Source organism: Ruegeria pomeroyi DSS-3 (assembly GCF_000011965.2).
Lineage (GTDB): Bacteria > Pseudomonadota > Alphaproteobacteria > Rhodobacterales > Rhodobacteraceae > Ruegeria_B > Ruegeria_B pomeroyi.
The window spans coordinates 2,782,473-2,800,220 of the sequence record NC_003911.12; the positions used below are offsets into that span (position 1 = coordinate 2,782,473).

18 protein-coding genes are annotated in these 17,748 nt (G+C 66.0%); 8 read left to right on the plus strand and 10 right to left on the minus strand.

Annotated elements, in window-relative coordinates; all coding sequences use genetic code 11:
• Positions 1–284: 284 nt before the first annotated feature.
• The 3 genes from SPO_RS13335 to SPO_RS13345 are packed head-to-tail and all read right to left on the minus strand — an operon-like array spanning position 285 to position 3,762.
• Positions 285–1,514, minus strand: a complete 1,230-nt coding sequence (locus tag SPO_RS13335; protein WP_011048331.1) for a sigma-54-dependent transcriptional regulator — start codon at positions 1,512–1,514, stop codon at positions 285–287.
• Positions 1,511–3,247 carry a sensor histidine kinase gene (locus SPO_RS13340; RefSeq protein WP_011048332.1) on the minus strand — a complete coding sequence of 579 codons (1,737 nt, stop codon included), beginning with the start codon at positions 3,245–3,247 and terminating at the stop codon, positions 1,511–1,513. Before SPO_RS13340 ends, SPO_RS13335 begins: the two co-directional genes overlap by 4 nt.
• Positions 3,248–3,300: 53 nt before the next feature.
• Complete coding sequence (locus tag SPO_RS13345; protein ID WP_011048333.1) at positions 3,301–3,762, minus strand: Lrp/AsnC family transcriptional regulator; 462 nt, start codon at positions 3,760–3,762, stop codon at positions 3,301–3,303.
• A 140-nt stretch (positions 3,763–3,902) separates the two neighbouring features.
• Between SPO_RS13345 and cobA the strand changes: the two genes are divergently transcribed.
• The 7 genes from cobA (at position 3,903) to infC (ending at position 9,519) form a co-directional block, all read left to right on the plus strand.
• Positions 3,903–4,679, plus strand: coding sequence for a uroporphyrinogen-III C-methyltransferase (gene cobA / locus SPO_RS13350; RefSeq protein WP_011048334.1), 777 nt, complete (start codon positions 3,903–3,905; stop codon positions 4,677–4,679).
• The gene (locus SPO_RS13355; protein ID WP_011048335.1) at positions 4,679–4,993 is read left to right on the plus strand and encodes a DUF2849 domain-containing protein; all 315 of its coding nucleotides are present in this window, start codon (positions 4,679–4,681) and stop codon (positions 4,991–4,993) included. Before cobA ends, SPO_RS13355 begins: the two co-directional genes overlap by 1 nt.
• A gap of 63 nt (positions 4,994–5,056) precedes the next feature.
• Positions 5,057–6,721 carry a nitrite/sulfite reductase gene (locus SPO_RS13360; protein ID WP_011048336.1) on the plus strand — a complete coding sequence of 555 codons (1,665 nt, stop codon included), beginning with the start codon at positions 5,057–5,059 and terminating at the stop codon, positions 6,719–6,721.
• Positions 6,711–7,472: a phosphoadenylyl-sulfate reductase gene (locus tag SPO_RS13365; protein ID WP_011048337.1), complete on the plus strand. Its 762-nt coding sequence runs from the start codon at positions 6,711–6,713 to the stop codon at positions 7,470–7,472. The genes SPO_RS13360 and SPO_RS13365 overlap by 11 nt, the downstream gene beginning before the upstream one ends.
• A complete protein-coding gene (locus SPO_RS13370) occupies positions 7,469–7,876 on the plus strand; it encodes a DUF934 domain-containing protein (RefSeq protein WP_011048338.1) in 408 nt (135 codons plus the stop codon). The genes SPO_RS13365 and SPO_RS13370 overlap by 4 nt, the downstream gene beginning before the upstream one ends.
• A 114-nt stretch (positions 7,877–7,990) precedes the next feature.
• Positions 7,991–8,824, plus strand: a complete 834-nt coding sequence (locus SPO_RS13375; protein WP_011048339.1) for a ferredoxin--NADP reductase — start codon at positions 7,991–7,993, stop codon at positions 8,822–8,824.
• Positions 8,825–8,970: 146 nt separating this feature from the next.
• Complete coding sequence (gene infC / locus SPO_RS13380; RefSeq protein WP_011048340.1) at positions 8,971–9,519, plus strand: translation initiation factor IF-3; 549 nt, start codon at positions 8,971–8,973, stop codon at positions 9,517–9,519.
• A 221-nt stretch (positions 9,520–9,740) separates the two neighbouring features.
• On the opposite strand, the gene SPO_RS13385 is transcribed toward infC, so the two are convergent.
• From SPO_RS13385 to SPO_RS13410, 6 genes are all read right to left on the minus strand, one after another.
• Complete coding sequence (locus SPO_RS13385; RefSeq protein ID WP_011048341.1) at positions 9,741–10,781, minus strand: molybdopterin-binding protein; 1,041 nt, start codon at positions 10,779–10,781, stop codon at positions 9,741–9,743.
• The gene (locus tag SPO_RS13390; protein ID WP_044028495.1) at positions 10,778–11,746 is read right to left on the minus strand and encodes an XdhC family protein; all 969 of its coding nucleotides are present in this window, start codon (positions 11,744–11,746) and stop codon (positions 10,778–10,780) included. Before SPO_RS13390 ends, SPO_RS13385 begins: the two co-directional genes overlap by 4 nt.
• 179 nt (positions 11,747–11,925) lie before the next feature.
• Entirely contained in the window at positions 11,926–12,519 is a 594-nt protein-coding gene (locus SPO_RS13395; protein ID WP_011048343.1) for a YeeE/YedE thiosulfate transporter family protein, read from the minus strand.
• 3 nt (positions 12,520–12,522) lie between these two features.
• Positions 12,523–13,074, minus strand: coding sequence for a YeeE/YedE thiosulfate transporter family protein (locus tag SPO_RS13400; protein ID WP_044028496.1), 552 nt, complete (start codon positions 13,072–13,074; stop codon positions 12,523–12,525).
• A 117-nt stretch (positions 13,075–13,191) separates the two neighbouring features.
• Positions 13,192–14,280: a hypothetical protein gene (locus SPO_RS13405; protein ID WP_011048345.1), complete on the minus strand. Its 1,089-nt coding sequence runs from the start codon at positions 14,278–14,280 to the stop codon at positions 13,192–13,194.
• Entirely contained in the window at positions 14,277–15,539 is a 1,263-nt protein-coding gene (locus SPO_RS13410) for a vWA domain-containing protein (RefSeq protein ID WP_011048346.1), read from the minus strand. The genes SPO_RS13405 and SPO_RS13410 overlap by 4 nt, the downstream gene beginning before the upstream one ends.
• 102 nt (positions 15,540–15,641) lie before the next feature.
• On the opposite strand from SPO_RS13410, the gene SPO_RS22260 reads away from it, so the two are divergent.
• Positions 15,642–16,559: a trypsin-like serine peptidase gene (locus tag SPO_RS22260; protein ID WP_051420379.1), complete on the plus strand. Its 918-nt coding sequence runs from the start codon at positions 15,642–15,644 to the stop codon at positions 16,557–16,559.
• A 93-nt stretch (positions 16,560–16,652) separates the two neighbouring features.
• Here the strand turns inward: SPO_RS22260 and SPO_RS13420 are convergent, their stop codons facing one another.
• The gene (locus tag SPO_RS13420) at positions 16,653–17,561 is read right to left on the minus strand and encodes an AAA family ATPase (protein WP_011048348.1); all 909 of its coding nucleotides are present in this window, start codon (positions 17,559–17,561) and stop codon (positions 16,653–16,655) included.
• Positions 17,562–17,748: the final 187 nt, after the last annotated feature.

The following is a 17,748-nucleotide window of genomic DNA, read 5'->3' on the forward strand; positions in this document are numbered from 1 at the left end:
CAGAGGCGCCACATGGGGGCAGTGAAACGAATCGCCCGGCAGCGCTCAAGACATCTCGCCACGGGTCGGAAGAATGTGAATTTATGAAATAAATTCAGAAAGTTGCGAGTGCTTCCGATTCGAATTCAGAGCGGCGACAAAAGCCGTTGTGCAGGATCTCGCACAGCTCTGCGCAGCCTTGTGCGGATTTTCGCACAAGGTTGCGAATCGCACGCCACCGCTTGCCCGGGGCGTTGGCCAAGAAAATTCGTCGAATTTTCTTGGCGCCTGCCGCGATCGCGTTGCTAGCGGCGATAGGCTTCGGGCTTGATGCCGTAGCGGGCCAGCTTGTCGTAAAAGGTCTTGCGCGGCAGTTTCAGCGCCTGTGCCGCCTCGACGGCGCGGCCGTTGTGGCGCCCCAGCGCCGCGATCAGCAGCGTGCGTTCCACCCGTGCCATCTGCTCGGCCAGCCCCAGCTCGGCGGCCTCGCTCACCTCCTCGGGCATGCCCAGCACGAAACGCATGGCCGCCGACATCAGCGAGCGCGCGTTACCGGGCCAATCCTGCGCCATCAGCGCCGCAAGATGGTCGGGCGTCACGGCAGGCGTGGCGATGCCGGCCTGTTCCGCCGCCTGCATCACGTAATGGCGAAAGATCACCGGGATATCCTCGGGCCGTTCCGCCAACGCCGGAATGCGTACTTGCATCCCCTCCAGCCGATAGAACAGGTCGGCGTTGAAACTCCCCTTCCCCACCAGCGCGGCCAGATCGGCGGTGCTGCCCGCCAGCAGCCTTGCGCCACCGGCCTGTTCCATCTCTTCCAGCAGCGCGTATTGCGCCGCCTGCGAGAGGGCCGAAACCTCGTCCAGGAACAGCGAGCCCTGCGCGGTCTCGGAGCTGAGCCGGGACAGCTCGGCCGCGTCCAGCCCGGCTGCGGCCCGTTTGACAAAACCGCCCAGCGCGCGCGGAGACATCAGGTGGATCACCTCGGCCACTTTGGAAATACCGCTGCCCGCCGGACCGGTCACCAGCACCTCGGCACCGGTGGGGGCGACGCCGCGCACCCGCTCGCGCAGTGCCTCGGCCCGGGCCGAAGTGCCAAACAGCATCCGCGCCGCCGGATCCCCCCGGTCAAGCTGCCGTTTCAGCGCCCGGGTCTCTAGCACCTGCGCGCGCGCCGCCATGGCGCGCGCGATCACCGCCAGCAGGTCGGCGGCGGCACAGGGTTTTTCCAAGAAATCAAAGGCGCCATCCCCCATGGCGCGCACCGCCATCGGTATGTCCCCCTCGCCGGTCAGCAGGATCACCGGCAGATCCGGGTCGATATCCTGCGCATAGGACAGCAGGTGGAACCCGTCGCGCCCAGGCATACGGATATCGGACACGATGACCCCGTCGAAAGTGGCAGTGATATGATCCTTGGCCGCGACAAAGGACCCGGCCGTCTGAACCGCGTAATCGGCCAGATCCAGCGTCTGCCCCAGCGCCTCGCGCACCGCCGCGTCGTCATCGACCAGCAGGACCTTTCCGATCATGCCGCTGCCTCCTCTTGCCAGGGGTCAAGCTCGACCGTGAATTCGGCGCCGCTGCCGGTATTGCTGCCCCGGATATTGCCGCCAAAGCTTTGCACCAGCCCGTAAGAGATCGACAGACCCAGGCCCATCCCCTCGGAACTGCCCACCGCCTTGGTGGAATAGAAGGGTTCGAACACCTTCTCGGGTTCCTTCAACCCCGGGCCGCAATCCTGTACTCGCACCAGCAACCGGGGGCCGGTCTCGATCGCGATGCGGATATGGCGCCGGTCCTGATCCATCATCGCATCGGCGGCATTGGTGATCAGGTTGACAAAGACCTGGGTCAGCCTCACCTCGCCGCCGCGGGCAGAGACCGGGCCGACGGTGCCCGGGTTCCAGTCGAGCGTCACCGCATGCTCACGCAGCCGCGCCTCGGTCAGTTCCACCGCCGCCTCGATCACCTGCACCAGATCGACCCGGCCCACCGGTTCGCTCTCGTTGCGGGCGAATGCGCGCAGGTTCTTGATGATCCGCGCCATCCGCGCCGCCATGTCCGAAATGCGGCCCAGGTTTTCGCGCGCCTTGTCGGTCTTGCCCCGTGCCAGAAAGGCGGTGCCGTTATCGGCAAATTGCCGGATCGCCATCAGCGGCTGGTTCAACTCGTGGCTGATACCCGCCGACATCTGCCCCAGCGCGCTCAGCTTGCCAGCCTGCACCAGTTCGGCCTGGGCGCGCTTCAGCGCCGCCTCGGCCTCTTGCCGTTCGGCCACCTCGCGGCGCAGCGCGCTGTTGGCGGCGGTGAGCGCCCGGGTACGCTGGGCCACCCGGCTTTCCAGAACCTGATTGGCCTCGGACAGGGTGCGGCGACGCTCGGTCGCCAGAAAAAGCATGGCGCCAAAGGCCAGGCAGATCGCCGCCACCGCCGCCGCCTGCAATCCGGCGATGCGGCGGGCAGGCGCCACGTCGACCAGCACCTCGCCCGTCATGCCGATCACCGGCAGCGGCCGGGTCATGTGCAGGGCCCGTGCTGGCAGATAGGGCCCCCAGTCAAGCCGCCAGATCTCGTGCCCGCCCACCCGGTAAGCGGCGAATTCATGTGCCGGTCCCTTGGCGGGCGCCAACCCGGCCTTGCCGGCGGGGCGGGTCCAGAACAGCAGTTCCGAGCGGTTGGAGACGAATACCTCGCCCCGGTCATCGGTAAAGAACACGGCGGGCGTATTGCCGCGCCAGGTCTGTTCGATATCGGCCACATCGGCGATCACGATCAGGGCGCCCATCACCCGGCCATCCGCGCCAAAGGAGGGCGCGGCATAGGCATAGGCGCGGCGGAACGCACCGGGCAACAGCCCGTGTTCGCTGCCAAGCGCGCCATGCATGGCGCGGCGAAAGGCGGGCCAGCGCGCCACATCCTTCCCCGCTGCCCCATGCGCCGAGGCCAGAACCCGACCGTCGGGCGCAGCAAACAGCACGTCCAGCGCGGCGGTCTTGTCGGCGACCTCCAGCAGCAGCGCCTGCGCCGCGGGACGGCGGACGGGCTGCTCCAGCCCCTTGAGCGCGGGATGTTCGGCCATCAGCACGGCCAGTTCCTGATAGACCTGCAACTGTGTACCCAACCGGTCGCTGGCCAGTTCCAGATCGGCCTCGGCCCGGCGGGCCAGCTGGCTTAACGCCTGACCATAGCCATAGGTCCAAACACCGGCGGCCAACAGGGCCACCGCCGCCAGAAACCCCGAAATGACCCACCAGCGCCGCATATCCTAGGGTCTTGCACCCTCGGGCGGCCAAGGCAAGAGGGCAGCGCGCCCCCTCACAGCGGCAGGACGGTGGTGGATTTGATCTCCTCCATCGACAAGAGCGCGGTGACATTGTGCACCCGCACCTCGGAGATCAGCGCCTGATAGAAGGCATCATAGGCGCGGGCATTCTTGACGCGCACCTTGAGGATATAGTCGATATCGCCCGCCAGCCGGTGCGCCTCCTGCACCTCGGGGCGGTCCTGAAGCGCCTTGAGGAACTGTTGCTGCCATTCCGCCTCGTGTTCCGAGGTGCGGATAAGGACAAAGAAACAGGCCTCGAATCCCAGCGCCTCGGGGTCGAGGATCACCGTCTGCTGACCGATCACGCCAGCCCCCTTGAGCTTGCGAATGCGATTCCAGACCGGGGTCTTGGAACTGCCGACCCGGCTGGCGATCTCGTCCAACGACTGGCTGGCATCGCGTTGCAGCTCGACCAGAATTTTCCGGTCCGTTTCGTCAATGCGCACTGACATTCTGGTTTTTCCTCAAAATCCGAACTCATGTCCCTTGCTGCCACCAGCGCGGAACGAATGTCCTTATTTGGCGCGGCATATGGAGCTTGATAGGGAATATTTCCTATATTGAGAGGCAAGTCAAACAGGAGACAGGTCGCATGACAGCCTCGCGCATATACCCGGGTTCCGGACATGTCGATTTTGTCGGCGCAGGTCCCGGCGATCCCGATCTGCTGACGGTCGCGGCGCTCAAGGCGTTTGCGGCGGCGGATGTGGTTCTGCATGACCGGCTGATCAGCGATGCGGTGCTGGCACTGGCGGGTGAAACCGCCACGCTGGTCGATGTGGGCAAGGCCGGGTTCGGCCCCTCGTGGAAGCAGGGCGACATCGACGCGCTGCTGGTGGACCATGCCAGCCGCGGCGCCCGGGTGGTGCGGCTGAAATCGGGCGATCCGACCGTGTTCGGACGCCTGGATGAAGAGATCGACGCGGTCTCGGCCGCCGGGATCAGCTGGCGCATCGTGCCGGGCATCACCGCCGCCTCGGCGGCGGTGGCGGGCATCGGGCAGAGCCTGACCCGGCGCGGGCGCAACAGCGCGGTGCGCTTTCTGACCGGCCATGACATGCAAGGCTTTGCCGATCACGACTGGACGGCCCTGGCCCGCCCCGGCGCGGTGGCCGCGATCTATATGGGCAAGAAATCGGCCCGCTTCGTTCAGGGGCGGCTGATCATGCACGGCGCCGACCGCGCCACCCCGGTGACGCTGGTGGAAAACGCCTCTCGCCCGGATCAGCGGGTGCTGGCCACCACGCTTGATCGCCTGCCCGCCGATCTGGCCGCCGCCGAGATGGACGGCCCCGCCCTTACCTTTCTGGGTCTGGCCCCGCGCGATGCGGCGACCGCCCTCAGCACGATCAACAAGGAGCTTGCCTGATGGCCCGCGCATTCACTCCCAAGGTTGTCACCGCCAATGACCTGCTCGATGGCGACGTGATCTATCAGACCGCCGATGACCGCTGGTCGCGCGTGCTGTCCGAGGCCGAGCTGATCACCGACGAGGCGCACGCGCAGCTGCGGCTGCTGGACGCCTCGCGCCAGGCCGCCCGCGTCGTGGGCGCCTATCTGGCCGATGCCCGCCCCGGCCCGAACGGCCCTGAACCCGTACATTTTCGAGAGGATTTCCGCCGGACCGGCCCGTCCAACTATGCCCATGGCAAGCAGGAAACCTCTCCGCAGCCCCGGACCTGAGCCACAGGCCCTTCCCCCCTCAAAAGGCCCCGGCTCCGGGGCTGCACCCAAGGACAGCCAGACATGTATCGCTATTCCGAATTCGACACCGCCTTTCTTGCCGAGCGCAACGCCCAGTTCCGCGCCCAGGTGGAACGCCGCATCGACGGCTCGCTGACCGAAGACGAGTTCAAGCCGCTGCGCCTGATGAACGGGCTCTACCTGCAACTGCACGCCTATATGCTGCGGGTGGCGATCCCCTATGGCACGCTGAACGCGGCCCAGATGCGGCAGCTGGCGCTGCTGGCAGAGAAATGGGACAAGGGTTACGGCCATTTCACCACCCGCCAGAACATCCAGTACAACTGGCCCAAGCTGCGCGACGTGCCCGACATGCTGGACGCGCTGGCCGAGGTCGGGCTGCACGCGATCCAGACCAGCGGCAACACCATCCGCAACGTGACCGCAGACCATTTCGCCGGTGCCGCGGCGGATGAGGTGGCCGACCCCCGCCCCTATGCCGAACTGCTGCGCCAGTGGTCGACCGACCATCCCGAGTTCCAGTTCATGCCGCGCAAGTTCAAGATCGCCATCACCGGATCCGCCAATGACCGTGCGGTGATCAAGGCGCATGACATCGGCCTGCAACTGGTGGTGCGCGACGGCGTACTGGGCGCCCGCGTCATCGTTGGCGGCGGGCTGGGCCGCACGCCGATGATCGGGCAGGAGCTGAGCCCCTTTGTCGCCTTTGACGATCTGCTGGCCTATCTCGAAGCCACCGTTTCGGTGTGGAACCAGATCGGGCGGCGCGACAACAAGTACAAGGCACGCATCAAGATCACCGTTTTCGAGCACGGGATCGAGGCGATCCGGGCTCGGGTGAACGAGCGGTTCGTCAAGGTGCGTGGCCGGTTCAAGGGCGCCGACATGGCGCTGCTGGACGAGATCAAGGGGCATTTCGCTCCTCCGTCCTGGCGGACGTCCTCGCTGGCGCCGTTCGAAGCGGCCTATGCCAAGGATCCGGTGTTCCGCTCCTGGGTCGATACCAATATCGCCGCCCACAAGCAGGCCGATCATGCCATTGTCACCATCTCGCTCAAGGCGCATGGCGCCACCCCGGGCGACGCCACCGCCGAACAGATGCGGGTGATGGCCGATCTGGCCGAGCGCTATGGTTATGACGAGCTGCGCATCAGCCACGAGCAGAACGTGATCCTGCCGCATGTGCACAAATCCGACCTGCCCGCGATTCATGCCGAGCTGGCCGCAAACGGGCTGGGCACCGCCAATATCGGCCTGATCAGCGATATCATCGCCTGCCCCGGCATGGATTACTGCGCGCTGGCCACTGCCCGCTCGATCCCCGTGGCACAGGAGATTGCCACCCGCTTCGAAGAGCTGAAGCTGGAGCATGAGATCGGCGCGCTCAAGATCAAGATCTCGGGCTGCATCAATGCCTGCGGCCATCACCATGTGGGCCATATCGGCATCCTCGGTCTCGACCGGGCGGGCGTCGAGAACTATCAGATCACCCTTGGGGGCGACGCCACCGAAACCGCCGCCATCGGCGAGCGGACCGGCCCCGGCTTTGCCTATGACCAGATCGTTCCGGCGGTTGAACGGATCGTGGAAACCTATCTGGATCAGCGGCGTGACCGCGAGGAGAGCTTTATCGAGACCTATCGCAGGGTTGGCATGGCGCCGTTCAAGGCGGCGCTGTATCCCGAGGCCCGCGCCGATGCCGCTTGACGAGATCCAGACGGAACTGGGCCGCGACCGGAGCGTTTTGACGCAGAAGGTCGCGGCGCTCAACGCCCGCTACAAGCATCACAGCGCCACCGATGTCATGCACGGGGCGCTACGCGAGGCGGGCGATATCGCACTGGTGTCAAGCTTTGGCGCGGAATCGGTGGTGTTGTTGCACATGGCGGCGGTGATCGACCGCCAGGTGCCGGTGTTGTTCATCGACACCCAGATGCTGTTTGCCGAAACGCTGGTCTATCAGCAGGAGGTGAGCGAGCGTCTGGGCCTGAAGAACGTGCAGGTGATCCGCGCCGCCGAGGATGACGTTGCCCGCGACGACCCCTATGGCGCCCTGCGCCTGCGCGATACCGATGCCTGCTGCACCCTGCGCAAGACGATCCCACTGCAACGAGCGCTGTCGGGCTATGACGGCTGGATCACCGGGCGCAAGCGGTTTCAGGCCGGCACCCGCGCCGCGCTCGACTTCTTCGAGGTCGAGGACGGCACCGGCCGGATCAAGGTCAACCCGCTGGCCCATTGGGCCCCCGAGGACGTGCGCGCCTATATGGAGGAAAACCGCCTGCCCCGGCATCCGCTGGTGGCACAGGGATACCCCTCGATCGGCTGCGCACCCTGCACGTCGCCGGTGGCGCCCGGAGAGGACCCGCGCGCCGGACGCTGGCGCAACCAGAACAAGGAAGAATGCGGCATCCATTTCGTCGATGGCAAGATGGTGCGCAACGGAGACAAGACATGACTGTGATCGTGACCGACCAGGGCTTTCAGCCCGAAGACTGGACCGACGGATTCGTCGCCCTGGGCGATGTGGCCAATGACGTGGTGGCGCTGGACGTGCCCGCCGATGCCGACCCCGACACGCTGGCCACGCGGTTGGACCGGGTGCGGATGGTACGGGTGGATTTCCCCTCGTTCGCCGATGGGCGCGGCTTTACCATCGCACGCACCCTGCGCCTGCACGGTTATACCGGGCGGCTGCGGGCCAAGGGCCATGTGCTGGCCGATCAATATGCCATGGCGCGGCGCGCCGGGTTCGACGAGGTCGAGATTGACGCGGCCCTTGCCGATCGCCAGCCCGAGGCGCAGTGGCTGGCCCGGGCCGACTGGCAGGCGCATGACTATCAGGCCCGTCTGCGCGGCTGACCTGACGTCCAATTTCGTTAGTACGCTAATGAAAATGGGGAGACATTCCCCTTTTCATGATGTATGTCAAAGACTAGAGAGAGGCGCCGGCTTACCGCACCGGTGACATGAAACATGACCGAGATGAGACCCGTGACCGAAGCCGCTGCCATCAAGGCCCCCACCCTTCCCGACTCCCAGACCGTAACGCAAGTGAAACACTGGACCGACCGGTTGTTCTCGTTCCGTGTCACGCGCCCCGCCAGCCTGCGCTTCCGCTCGGGCGAATTCGTGATGATCGGGCTGTTGGGCGACAATGGCAAACCGCTTCTGCGCGCCTATTCCATTGCCTCACCCGCCTGGGACGAAGAGCTGGAATTCTACTCGATCAAGGTGCAGGACGGGCCGCTGACCTCGAAGCTTCAGCATATCCAGCCCGGGGACGAGATCATCCTGCGGCCCAAGCCGGTGGGCACGCTGGTGCATGACGCGCTGTTGCCCGGCAAGCGCATCTGGTTCTTTGCCACCGGCACCGGTTTTGCACCCTTCGCCTCGCTTCTGCGCGAGCCGCAGACCTATGAGGATTATGACGAGGTCATCATCACCCATACATGCCGCGAGGTGGCGGAACTGGAATATGGCCGCCAGCTGATCGAGGAGATCCGCCAGGACGAGCTCTTGGCCGAACTGATGGGCGAAGGCTTTGCCGACAAGATCCGCTATTACCCCACCACCACCCGCGAAGAGAGCCCGCGCATGGGCCGCATCACCGAACTGCTCAAGGACGGCACCGTATTCGCCGATCTCGGCATCGACGGCGGCATCAAGGCGGAAACCGACCGCGCCATGGTCTGTGGCAGCCTTGCCTTCAACCATGACATCAAGGCCATTCTCGAAGGGTTCGGCCTGACCGAAGGCGCCAATTCCGACCCGCGCGAGTTCGTGATCGAAAAGGCCTTTGTGGGCTGAGTTTCGGCCCGGGTCGCGGCCCGGGCCAACCCGAACGGCACATATCCCCTTTTTTAAGGGTCTGCCCGCCGATGCCGCTTGAAACGCGGGGCGGGCCGGTTTACCTTCCGGCCTCGAATTTCTGGCAACAACAAAGGAATATTCCCATAGCCCGCAGACCCCACAACGCGCCGCCGCAACGCGACACCGGCCCGCGCGTCAATGACAAGATCCGTGCCTCCGAAATCCGCCTGATCGGCGCAGATGGTGAAAATGTCGGTGTCGTGCATCCCGCCAAGGCCATGGCCATGGCCGAGGAAGCCGGGCTCGATCTGGTCGAGATTTCCCCCAATGCCACGCCCCCGGTCTGCAAGATCATGGACTTTGGCAAATACAAGTACGAGCAGCAGAAGCGCGAAAGCGAAGCGCGCAAGAAGCAGAAGATCATCGAGGTCAAAGAGGTCAAGTTCCGCCCCAACACGGACACGCATGACTATGAGGTCAAGATGCGCAACGTGTACAAGTTCCTGGAAAACGGGGACAAGGTGAAGGTTACACTGCGCTTTCGCGGGCGCGAGATGGCGCACCAGAACCTGGGTCGTGAATTGCTGGAACGGGTGGCGGAAGACGTCAAGGAAATGGGCAAGATCGAGAATATGCCCAAGATGGAAGGCCGTCAAATGATCATGATGATCGGCCCGTTGCCGCAGAAGTAATCCTGCACGCAGCGCAAAGGTCTACCCCCGCCGCATCCCGGCGGGGTTTTCTTTTGGGCACGGGCAAAATCTCGCCAGAGATTTTGCTTGCAGAGTTTGCTTTGGCAAACTCTGTTGCCGGCGCGCCGGGTGGGTTGCCCTCGGGGTGGAAGGGCCGATCCGCTCCGCGATGGCTCGATCCGCCCTACGGGCGTCCTCGCCCCACAAGCCCGCTTAACCCGTCAAGCGGTCTGCGAATCCGTTTTTGGCCCGCTCTCTGAAGCGCCCGCGCGCCCTGCACGAGGTTGTGGGCGGGTCGGGATCTCCTTGAGTAGTCCGCCGACCCCCATCGCGGCGATGTCGCGGCCTGTCACCGGCACCCCGCAGGCCACCCGTGACAGCACCCAATCCGCGCCGTTCAGCGCAGGTGAACGGGCACAGCCCGGCAGGCCGATCACCGGACGCGCCCCGAGCGCGCCCAGAAACAGCAGGTTACCCGGATCGACCGGCATGCCGAACCGCTCGACTGCGCCGCCCGCCGCGCGGAGGGCGGCGGGGGCCACATCCTCGGGGTCCGAGGTGGCCGAGCCGGTGAGGATCAGCACCATGTCACCGGAGATTTCCGAGATCGCCGCCGCCAGGTCGCCACCGCGATGGGGCACCAGCCGCAGGTCGTCGAGTGTCAGGCCCAGCGCCTCGACCCGGCCCCGGATCGCAGCGATACCCTTGTCATTGGGCGGGCCGCCCGGGATCTCGGTGACCACCAGCCCCGCGCTGCGCAGTACCGGCGAGGCCAGGCGGATCGCACCCCGCGCGGCCTCTACCGCGCGGGTCACATCGGCCTGAGGCACCGCATAGGAGATCACCTTGATCGTGGCCACCATGCCGCCCGGCCCCATCTGCTGATGCTGCGGCACCGTGGCCACGGTGATCATCGGATGCACCAGGTTGAAGCGCTCGATCGCGGCCACGTCGAGGCAAACCACCCCCGGCCCCTCGGCCAGCAAGTTGACGCGACCGGTAAAGGGCGCGCTCACCCGCAGCCCGGCGGCGCCCGGATCGGGCGCCAGCGCGGCGGCCAGTTGCCGAGCGGCGTCATCCTCGTGACAATCGCCGGGGTCAAGCCGCGCCACGATCACCTCGGCGATGCCCGCCTGAGCCAGCTGTTCCAGATGCCCGGGTTCCAGCCGCAGCCCCTTGCGCAGCTTCTTCGGCCCCGCCTGCACCGAATGGGCCAGGATCGCACCGTCGGCCCCGGCAACCGGGACGGGGCCGAACCTCATGCCCGGCCCCGCAGTACAGCCGTCATTTGCGCCAGGATCGCCACCGCGATCTCGGCCGGGCCCGCCGCCCCGATATCGAGGCCGACGGGCCCGTGAATGCGCCCGATCTGTGCCTCGGTGAACCCGGCCTCCTGCATCCGGGCAACCCGTTTCGCATGGGTCCGGGTGGAGCCCAGCGCGCCGATATAGAACACATCCGCGGCCAGCGCCGCCTCAAGCGCGGGATCGTCCAGCTTGGGGTCATGGGTCAGCAGCACCAGCGCGGTGCGCGCATCAAGACCCAGCTTTGCCACCGCCTCGTCGGGCCAGTCATGCAGGATGGTCTCGCCGGGAAAGCGCGCGTCGCTGGCAAAGGCCTCGCGCGGGTCGATCACCACCGGATCATAGCCCGCGATACGCGCCATTGGCACCAGCGCCTGGGCGATATGCACCGCGCCCACGACGATCAGCCGCAGGGGCGGGTTGTGCACGGCGACAAATGTCCGCCCATCCTCGTCGAAGCCGGACCGGTCCATTCGCATCCGTTCAGGATAGGCATCACGCACCAGCGCCCTGGTGCCGCGCGCGGTATCGACCACATAGGCCAGCGCCTGACGGGAGGCGCGGGCGGCGACCAGCTCGGCCAGCATCACCTCGGACAGGACCTGGCCCACCGGCTCGACCAGCACGCGGATGGTGCCGCCACAGGCCAGACCCACGGCAAAGGCGTCCTCGTCGCTGACCCCGAATTCCAGCAGGCGCGCCTGACCTTCCTCCAGCGCCTCCAGCGCCTCGACGATCACCGCGCCCTCGACACAGCCGCCCGAGACCGATCCCTCGATCCGGCCATCGCCGCCGATCACCAGTTGCGCGCCCACCCGGCGCGGGGCGCTGCCCCAGGTTTCCACCACCGTGGCCAGGGCTGCGCCCAGCCCTTGGCGGTGCCAGGCCAGCGCGGTTTCGGGTGCGTTGTCAAATCGTTCCATAGATGCCTCCACCCGATCAGTATGGCGCGCGGCGCGGCCATTTCAATGGGGCGAAAGTAGGGGCAAGTCAGCGCGCGTCGCAAATAAATTGCGGCCCGGCGGGAACACAAACGCCGGGCCGCGCATGCATGGCCAGGGAAGAATGCGCGAGAGCCATGCAAACGGAAGTGAAGGAGCGCCTATTCGGCCGGCGCCGTGCGCGGCACGCCCTCCCCCATCAGCCGGTCCGGCAAGGCAAAGGCCAGCGCGACAAACCCCAGCCCCAGAACCAGCCCAAGGATGTCGCCCGGCAGCGTGGTCAGCCCCTCGTATTTGGCGCCCGGCACGCTGCCCAGCGTCACCGCGCCGCCCGCGATCTTGTCGAGCAGGCCGCTCGCCTTCCACGCCGGATAGGTCACCATATAGGCGGCAGCGCCCAGCAGGCCACCGGCGATGAAGAACAGCGCATCCTTGCGGCCCGAGGCCGCCGCGACCACGCCGGTGCCGGGGCAATAGCCCGCCGCAGCCCAGCCCGCACCCAGCATCAGACCGCCCAGAAAGACGCCCAGATAGGCGGTCTTGACCGACATGTGACCCACATCGACAAGGCCCAGCATCTGGCCACCGAACATCAGTGCCGAACCGGTGCCGATCGCCAGCAGGATCGCCTTGGCCAGGCGCAGATCGGTCAGGTTCAGCATGCGGTTGATCACGTTCGGGTTGGCGGCGCCGACCCGGTCCAGCACGGCGCCGAATGCGGCCCCGATCACGATTGCGAGAATGATCGACGTCATGGCTCAGACCTCCTTGCGAAACATCAGGATGGAAACGGGAATGGCGGCGGCAAAGGCCCCGGCGGCAAAGATGTACCCGCTGAGCGCCGTCTGCATCATGCCCGACATCATGTGGCCCGAGGTGCAGCCCCCGGCCAGGCGTGCACCGTAGAGCACGATGAAACCGCCCAGAAAGGCCACCGCATAGCGCTTGACCGCGCTGTCGCCGAAATTGGCCCGCCAGAGCGCGGGGATTGCCCGTTCGGCCCGATCCAGCCCGCCGCGCGCCATCAACGACAGGAACCCGCCCAGCATCATCGCCAGCACGAAGACAAAGGAGTAGTTGAGCGGATTGGCCACCGACTTGGCATATTTGCCGCCCGACTTGGCCAGATAGGCATTGGTCGAGGTATAGCCCTCCTCGGTCTTGGTCACGAGGTCCGTCATCACCGCATCAGCCAGGATGCCGTCGAGAATGACGAACTGGGTCGACACCCCGATGGGTTTGACCAGCAGCACGGCGGCAAAGAAGACCAGCCCCAAGAGCAGCCCTCCGATTTTCCAGTTGAGTGTCATGGGTCTCCCCTCTTGCAGAGTCACATTCTGCATTACGAATACATTACATATTCGATTTCCGGCATGACATAGATCAAATGGACCCGGGCCGTTTCAACCTGCGTCCTGGGGATCGGCCTAACGGGAAAGCTCGGCGTCGATCTCGCGGCTGAGCGCGTTGGCCCGGTCGGCGATCTTGTCCAGCAGGCCGATCCGCGCGATCTGGTCCTGCCGCCCGGTCCAGAGGCCCGGCGGATAGCCCAGCCGCCCCGCCAGCGCCACCACCTCGGACCAGGCCTGATCGAGAAACGGATCGACCTGCGCGCGGCTCAGCCCCGTTGCCGATTGCACCGTATCGCTCAGCGCCACCGACAGCCGGATCGCCCGATGCAGCGCCGGGGGATGGCCTCGATCATAGCGCGCCGGGGCGTCCGGCGCGGCCCGGTCGAGCAACATGAACAGGGTGACGATGCCGCTCAGATGCAGGTAAAACTCGCTGGTCATATGGTCGGGATCGGCAAAGCGTGGCGCCTCCCCTTTGGTCCAGCCGGCAAAGCCGGTGGCGTTCAGGCACATGTCGACCGCACTCAGATCGGCATCGAATTCCAGCAGCTGCACCAGTTCACCCTTCGCCCCGGCGCCTGCCGCCATCGCCAGCCCCTCGTCGACAAAGCCCTGCCCACCCGCCGCACGCAGGCGGGCGATATGGTCTCGCCCGTGATGGGCGATCTCGTGGAAATAGATGAATTCGACGGCGCGGCCATAGGCCTCCTTGAGATAGGACAGCGGGTCGGTGCCATTGCCGCCCCTCACCTCTGGGAACAGCAGCACCCCGCCCGGCGCGGGCGGCGGCGGGCGCAGATCAGCGACCTGCCAGCCGAAGCGATCGGCCAGGAAACGGGAACTGCCAAGCAGCATGTGCAGCGCGTTCCATAGACCCCGTAACAGCCCGCCATGCAGGTACACCGCGCGCCGGGCGCCTGCCTGAATGGCGCGGGCATTGACCTGATCAGACCCCGGCAACAGCCAGGTCTGGCAGCGCTGCAGACGCGGCCAGACCCGGTGCTGCCGCAGAAAGGGCTGGTTGACGGCGATGACATGCCCGGCCAGCGCCAGCGCCGGATCATCGCCCTGCCGCGCGGTATCCGGGTCGAGCGCGCCACCGGCGCCGGTGGCATAGGGATAGGCTGTCCAGAAGGCGCGGTCGCTGTCCCGCAGCGCGCTCACCCGGCGAGCGCCGCCATCAGCCGCGCCTTTTCGCCCATATCGTCGGCTTGCGAGATCACCTCGGCCAGTTCCTCGAGCGAGGCGATGGAATGGCCCGCGCGAAAGCTGTCCACATGGGGCAGCATGGCGCGGATGCCGCGCGCCTTGGGGGCGAACTCGGACCAGCGCAACAGCGGGTTCAGCCAGATCAGCCGGCGGCAGGACAGGTGCAGGCGCTGCATTTCGGCGGCCAGCGCATCTGGGTCGTCGCGGTCGAGCCCGTCGGTGATCAACAGCACCACCGCGCCCTGCCCCATCACCCGGCGCGACCAGTCGCGGTTGAAGGCGTGCAGGCAGGCGCCGATGCGGGTGCCCCCTTCCCAATCCTGCGCCTCGGCCCCGGCGGCCTTGAGCGCGGCATCGACATCGCGCTGGCGCAGGTGGCGGGTGACATTGGTCAGGCGCGTGCCAAAGGTAAAGGCATGCACCTTGGCCCAGCCCTGCCCCTTGGCATTGGACACCGCATGGAGAAAATGCAAAACCATTCGGCTGTACTGACTCATCGACCCTGAAATATCGCAAAGCACGATCAGGTTCGGCCAGCGCAGTCGCGGCTGCGCCTTGGCGATGTCGCGCAGCTCGCCGCCCCGGCGCATGGCGGCGCGCAGGGTGCGGGCGCGGTCGATGCGGGGGCCAAGCTGCGCCGCCTGCCTGCGACGTGACGGGATCGGTTTCACCGGCAGCGTCAGGCGGGCCAGCATCCGCTTGGCGCGGGCCACCTCCTCGGTGCTCATCTGCTCGAAATCCAGCGTCTTGAGCTTTTCCTCGGCGGACATGGTGAGCGAGGCGTCGACCTCGATCAGGGTCTCCTCGCCCTCCTTCTCGGGTTCGGGTTCGGGCAGTTCGGGCTGGATACCGTCAAGCAGCGCTTCGGCGGCGCGTTTCTCGGCCGCCTGGGCGCTGCGCTCCTCCTGCACACCGCGAATGGCGGGCAGCATCATCGACATCATATGTTCCAGATAGCGCGGGTCACGCCAGTAGAGGCGGAAGACCTGGGCAAACACGGCGCGATGCTCGGGGCGGTTCACGAAGCAGGCGTGCAGCGTCCAGTAGAAATCGCGCTTCTCGGTGAACCCTGCCGCTTCGACCGCGCGCACCGCGTCGATGACGCGACCCGGCCCGATCGGCAGACCCGCCTTGCGCAGGGCCCGGGCGAAATGGGTGATGTTATGGGCAAGCCGCGGGTTTTCCGGCAGCGCCAGCGGGGCATATTCAGGCATGACACCCGCCCACGGCGTTTCGATCGGCCGCTTTTCGTGTTATACTGGCACCATTCTTCACGACCAAAATCCGTTTTTCACCCTGCATTCAAAGGAAAGACCATGAGCGATCTGATCTCTACACATGCCCTGCTGGCGCCCGAGGCACAGCATCCGCAACGCTCGGACCTGTGCATCGAGCGCGTCGGCGATACCGCCGCGTCCGCCGGTTTCAATCCCGGCCTGGAGCGCGCGGCGGACCTGACCGAGACCAGCGTCTCGGGCTTTGCCGAGGCGCGCGAGGCCAGCGCCGCCGGAATGGCCGATGACGAGCTGGACGCGCTGATGAACCCGACCGGATTCCAGACCGAGGTGGTGATCGGCTTTGACGACCGGATCCGCATCAGCCCCGCCAACCGCTGGCCCTGGGCGGTGCATGGCCATATGGAGATGACCTTTCCCGATGGCCGCCGCTTCATCGGCTCGGGCACGATGATCAACCGTCACCACGTGCTGACGGCGGGCCATTGCGTGTTTTCCCGCGACAATGGCGGCTGGGCGACCGAGGTGATCTTTCAGGCCGCGCGCGACGATGGCGCGCTGCCCTTTGGCACCAGTTCGGCGGTGCGGCTGCTGTCGGTGGCGGGCTGGACCAATGGCGAGAACCCCGAGTTCGACATGGGGATGCTGATCCTGGGTGACGAGCTGGGCGAGCGCACCGGCTGGCATGGCATCGTCACCGGGCCGGAGGCGATGCTGTCGAACCACCGCGTCAACGTTTCGGGCTATCCCGGCGACAAGGGCGGGCGCACACTGTGGACCCACAAGGACGTGATCAAATCGGTGACCGACACAAAGGTGTTCTATGACATCGACACTGCCGGCGGCCAGTCCGGCTCGGGCGTATGGTCGGTCTGGGACGGGCACGCGGGCGAGAAGGTCTGCGCCATCCACACCACCGGCTCGCAATCGGGCAATGGCGCGGTTCGGATCAACCGGGACAAGTTCGATCGGATCATCGGCTGGATGGCGCGCCATTGAGGCGGGCGAAGTCGCGGGACAGCGCCTAGCCATGGGTACAGCGCGGGGGCTCTGCCCCCGCACCCCCGGAGTATTTCGGACCAGAAAGAAGCATCAGGCCGGTTCCAGCGAGGCCTTGGCCTGATCGAGGATGCGCTTGGCTTCGGAGCCTTGAAGTTTCTGGATGTCGTCCTGGTATTTCAGGATCGCGCCCAGCGTGTCGGCGATCACTTCCGGGCTCAGATCGATCACATCGAGCGCCAGCAGGCACTTGGCCCAGTCGATGGTTTCGGCCACGCCGGGTTTCTTGAACAGATCCTCGGTGCGCAGGGTCTGGACGAAGGCAACCACCTGACGGCTGAGCGTCTCGGCGGCCTCGGGCGCGCGGGCATGCAGGATCTCGATCTCGCGGTCGAAATCGGGGTAGTCGACCCAGTGATAGAGGCAGCGCCGCTTGAGCGCGTCATGCACCTCGCGCGTGCGATTCGAGGTGAGGATGACGATGGGCGGCTCGGGGGCCTTGACGGTGCCAAGCTCGGGGATAGTGACCTGGAAATCGGAAAGCGCCTCGAGCAGGAAGGCCTCGAAGGGTTCGTCGGTCCGGTCAAGCTCGTCGATCAGCAGGACGGGCGCGCCCGCCGGGTCGGGGCGCATGGCCTGCAGCAGCGGGCGTTCGATCAGAAACTCGTCCGAGAATAGCTCGGTCTGGAGCGCGCCGCGGTCGGCGCCGCCTGCGGCCTCGGCGGTGCGGATGGCGACCATCTGCGCGGCAAAGTTCCAGTCATAAACCGCCGAGGCGGCATCGAGACCTTCGTAACATTGCAGACGGATCAGGCGGCGGCCCAGCGCGGCGGCGATGGCCTTGGCAATCTCGGTCTTGCCGACCCCCGCCTCGCCTTCGAGAAAGAGCGGCCGGCCCAGACGCAGCGACAGGAACACCACCGTGGCCAGCGCCCGGCCGCAGACATAGCCCTGTTCACCCAGCATCTGCTGCACCGCGTCGATGGATGGCGCCTGTGTCATGTCTGTCCCCGCTCTCTGTGTTGCGCCCAATGGGGCATCACCGGCGCGCTGCCGTCAAGCGGCACAAGGGCGGTTTTGCGACACAAAGACTGCGACGATAGTCTAAGTCTTAGGGGTCTGTTGACGCTTGTGCGCGCAAATGTCATGACTTTGGAAACAATTGGGGGGCGGCAAAACCGCTCGCAAA

Excerpts from the sequence above, each read along its gene's own strand:
- SPO_RS13410 (WP_011048346.1), bottom strand. The coding sequence starts at position 15,539 with ATGCCTGAATATGCCCCGCTGGCGCTGCCGGAAAACCCGCGGCTTGCC.
- SPO_RS13395 (WP_011048343.1), bottom strand. The coding sequence starts at position 12,519 with ATGACGTCGATCATTCTCGCAATCGTGATCGGGGCCGCATTCGGCGCC.
- SPO_RS13400 (WP_044028496.1), bottom strand. The coding sequence starts at position 13,074 with ATGACACTCAACTGGAAAATCGGAGGGCTGCTCTTGGGGCTGGTCTTC.
- SPO_RS13365 (WP_011048337.1), top strand. The coding sequence starts at position 6,711 with ATGCCGCTTGACGAGATCCAGACGGAACTGGGCCGCGACCGGAGCGTT.
- SPO_RS13345 (WP_011048333.1), bottom strand. The coding sequence starts at position 3,762 with ATGTCAGTGCGCATTGACGAAACGGACCGGAAAATTCTGGTCGAGCTG.
- cobA (WP_011048334.1), top strand. The coding sequence starts at position 3,903 with ATGACAGCCTCGCGCATATACCCGGGTTCCGGACATGTCGATTTTGTC.
- SPO_RS13375 (WP_011048339.1), top strand. The coding sequence starts at position 7,991 with ATGACCGAGATGAGACCCGTGACCGAAGCCGCTGCCATCAAGGCCCCC.
- SPO_RS13370 (WP_011048338.1), top strand. The coding sequence starts at position 7,469 with ATGACTGTGATCGTGACCGACCAGGGCTTTCAGCCCGAAGACTGGACC.
- SPO_RS13385 (WP_011048341.1), bottom strand. The coding sequence starts at position 10,781 with ATGAGGTTCGGCCCCGTCCCGGTTGCCGGGGCCGACGGTGCGATCCTG.
- SPO_RS13390 (WP_044028495.1), bottom strand. The coding sequence starts at position 11,746 with ATGGAACGATTTGACAACGCACCCGAAACCGCGCTGGCCTGGCACCGC.
- SPO_RS13335 (WP_011048331.1), bottom strand. The coding sequence starts at position 1,514 with ATGATCGGAAAGGTCCTGCTGGTCGATGACGACGCGGCGGTGCGCGAG.
- SPO_RS13360 (WP_011048336.1), top strand. The coding sequence starts at position 5,057 with ATGTATCGCTATTCCGAATTCGACACCGCCTTTCTTGCCGAGCGCAAC.
- SPO_RS22260 (WP_051420379.1), top strand. The coding sequence starts at position 15,642 with ATGAGCGATCTGATCTCTACACATGCCCTGCTGGCGCCCGAGGCACAG.
- SPO_RS13420 (WP_011048348.1), bottom strand. The coding sequence starts at position 17,561 with ATGACACAGGCGCCATCCATCGACGCGGTGCAGCAGATGCTGGGTGAA.
- SPO_RS13355 (WP_011048335.1), top strand. The coding sequence starts at position 4,679 with ATGGCCCGCGCATTCACTCCCAAGGTTGTCACCGCCAATGACCTGCTC.
- SPO_RS13340 (WP_011048332.1), bottom strand. The coding sequence starts at position 3,247 with ATGCGGCGCTGGTGGGTCATTTCGGGGTTTCTGGCGGCGGTGGCCCTG.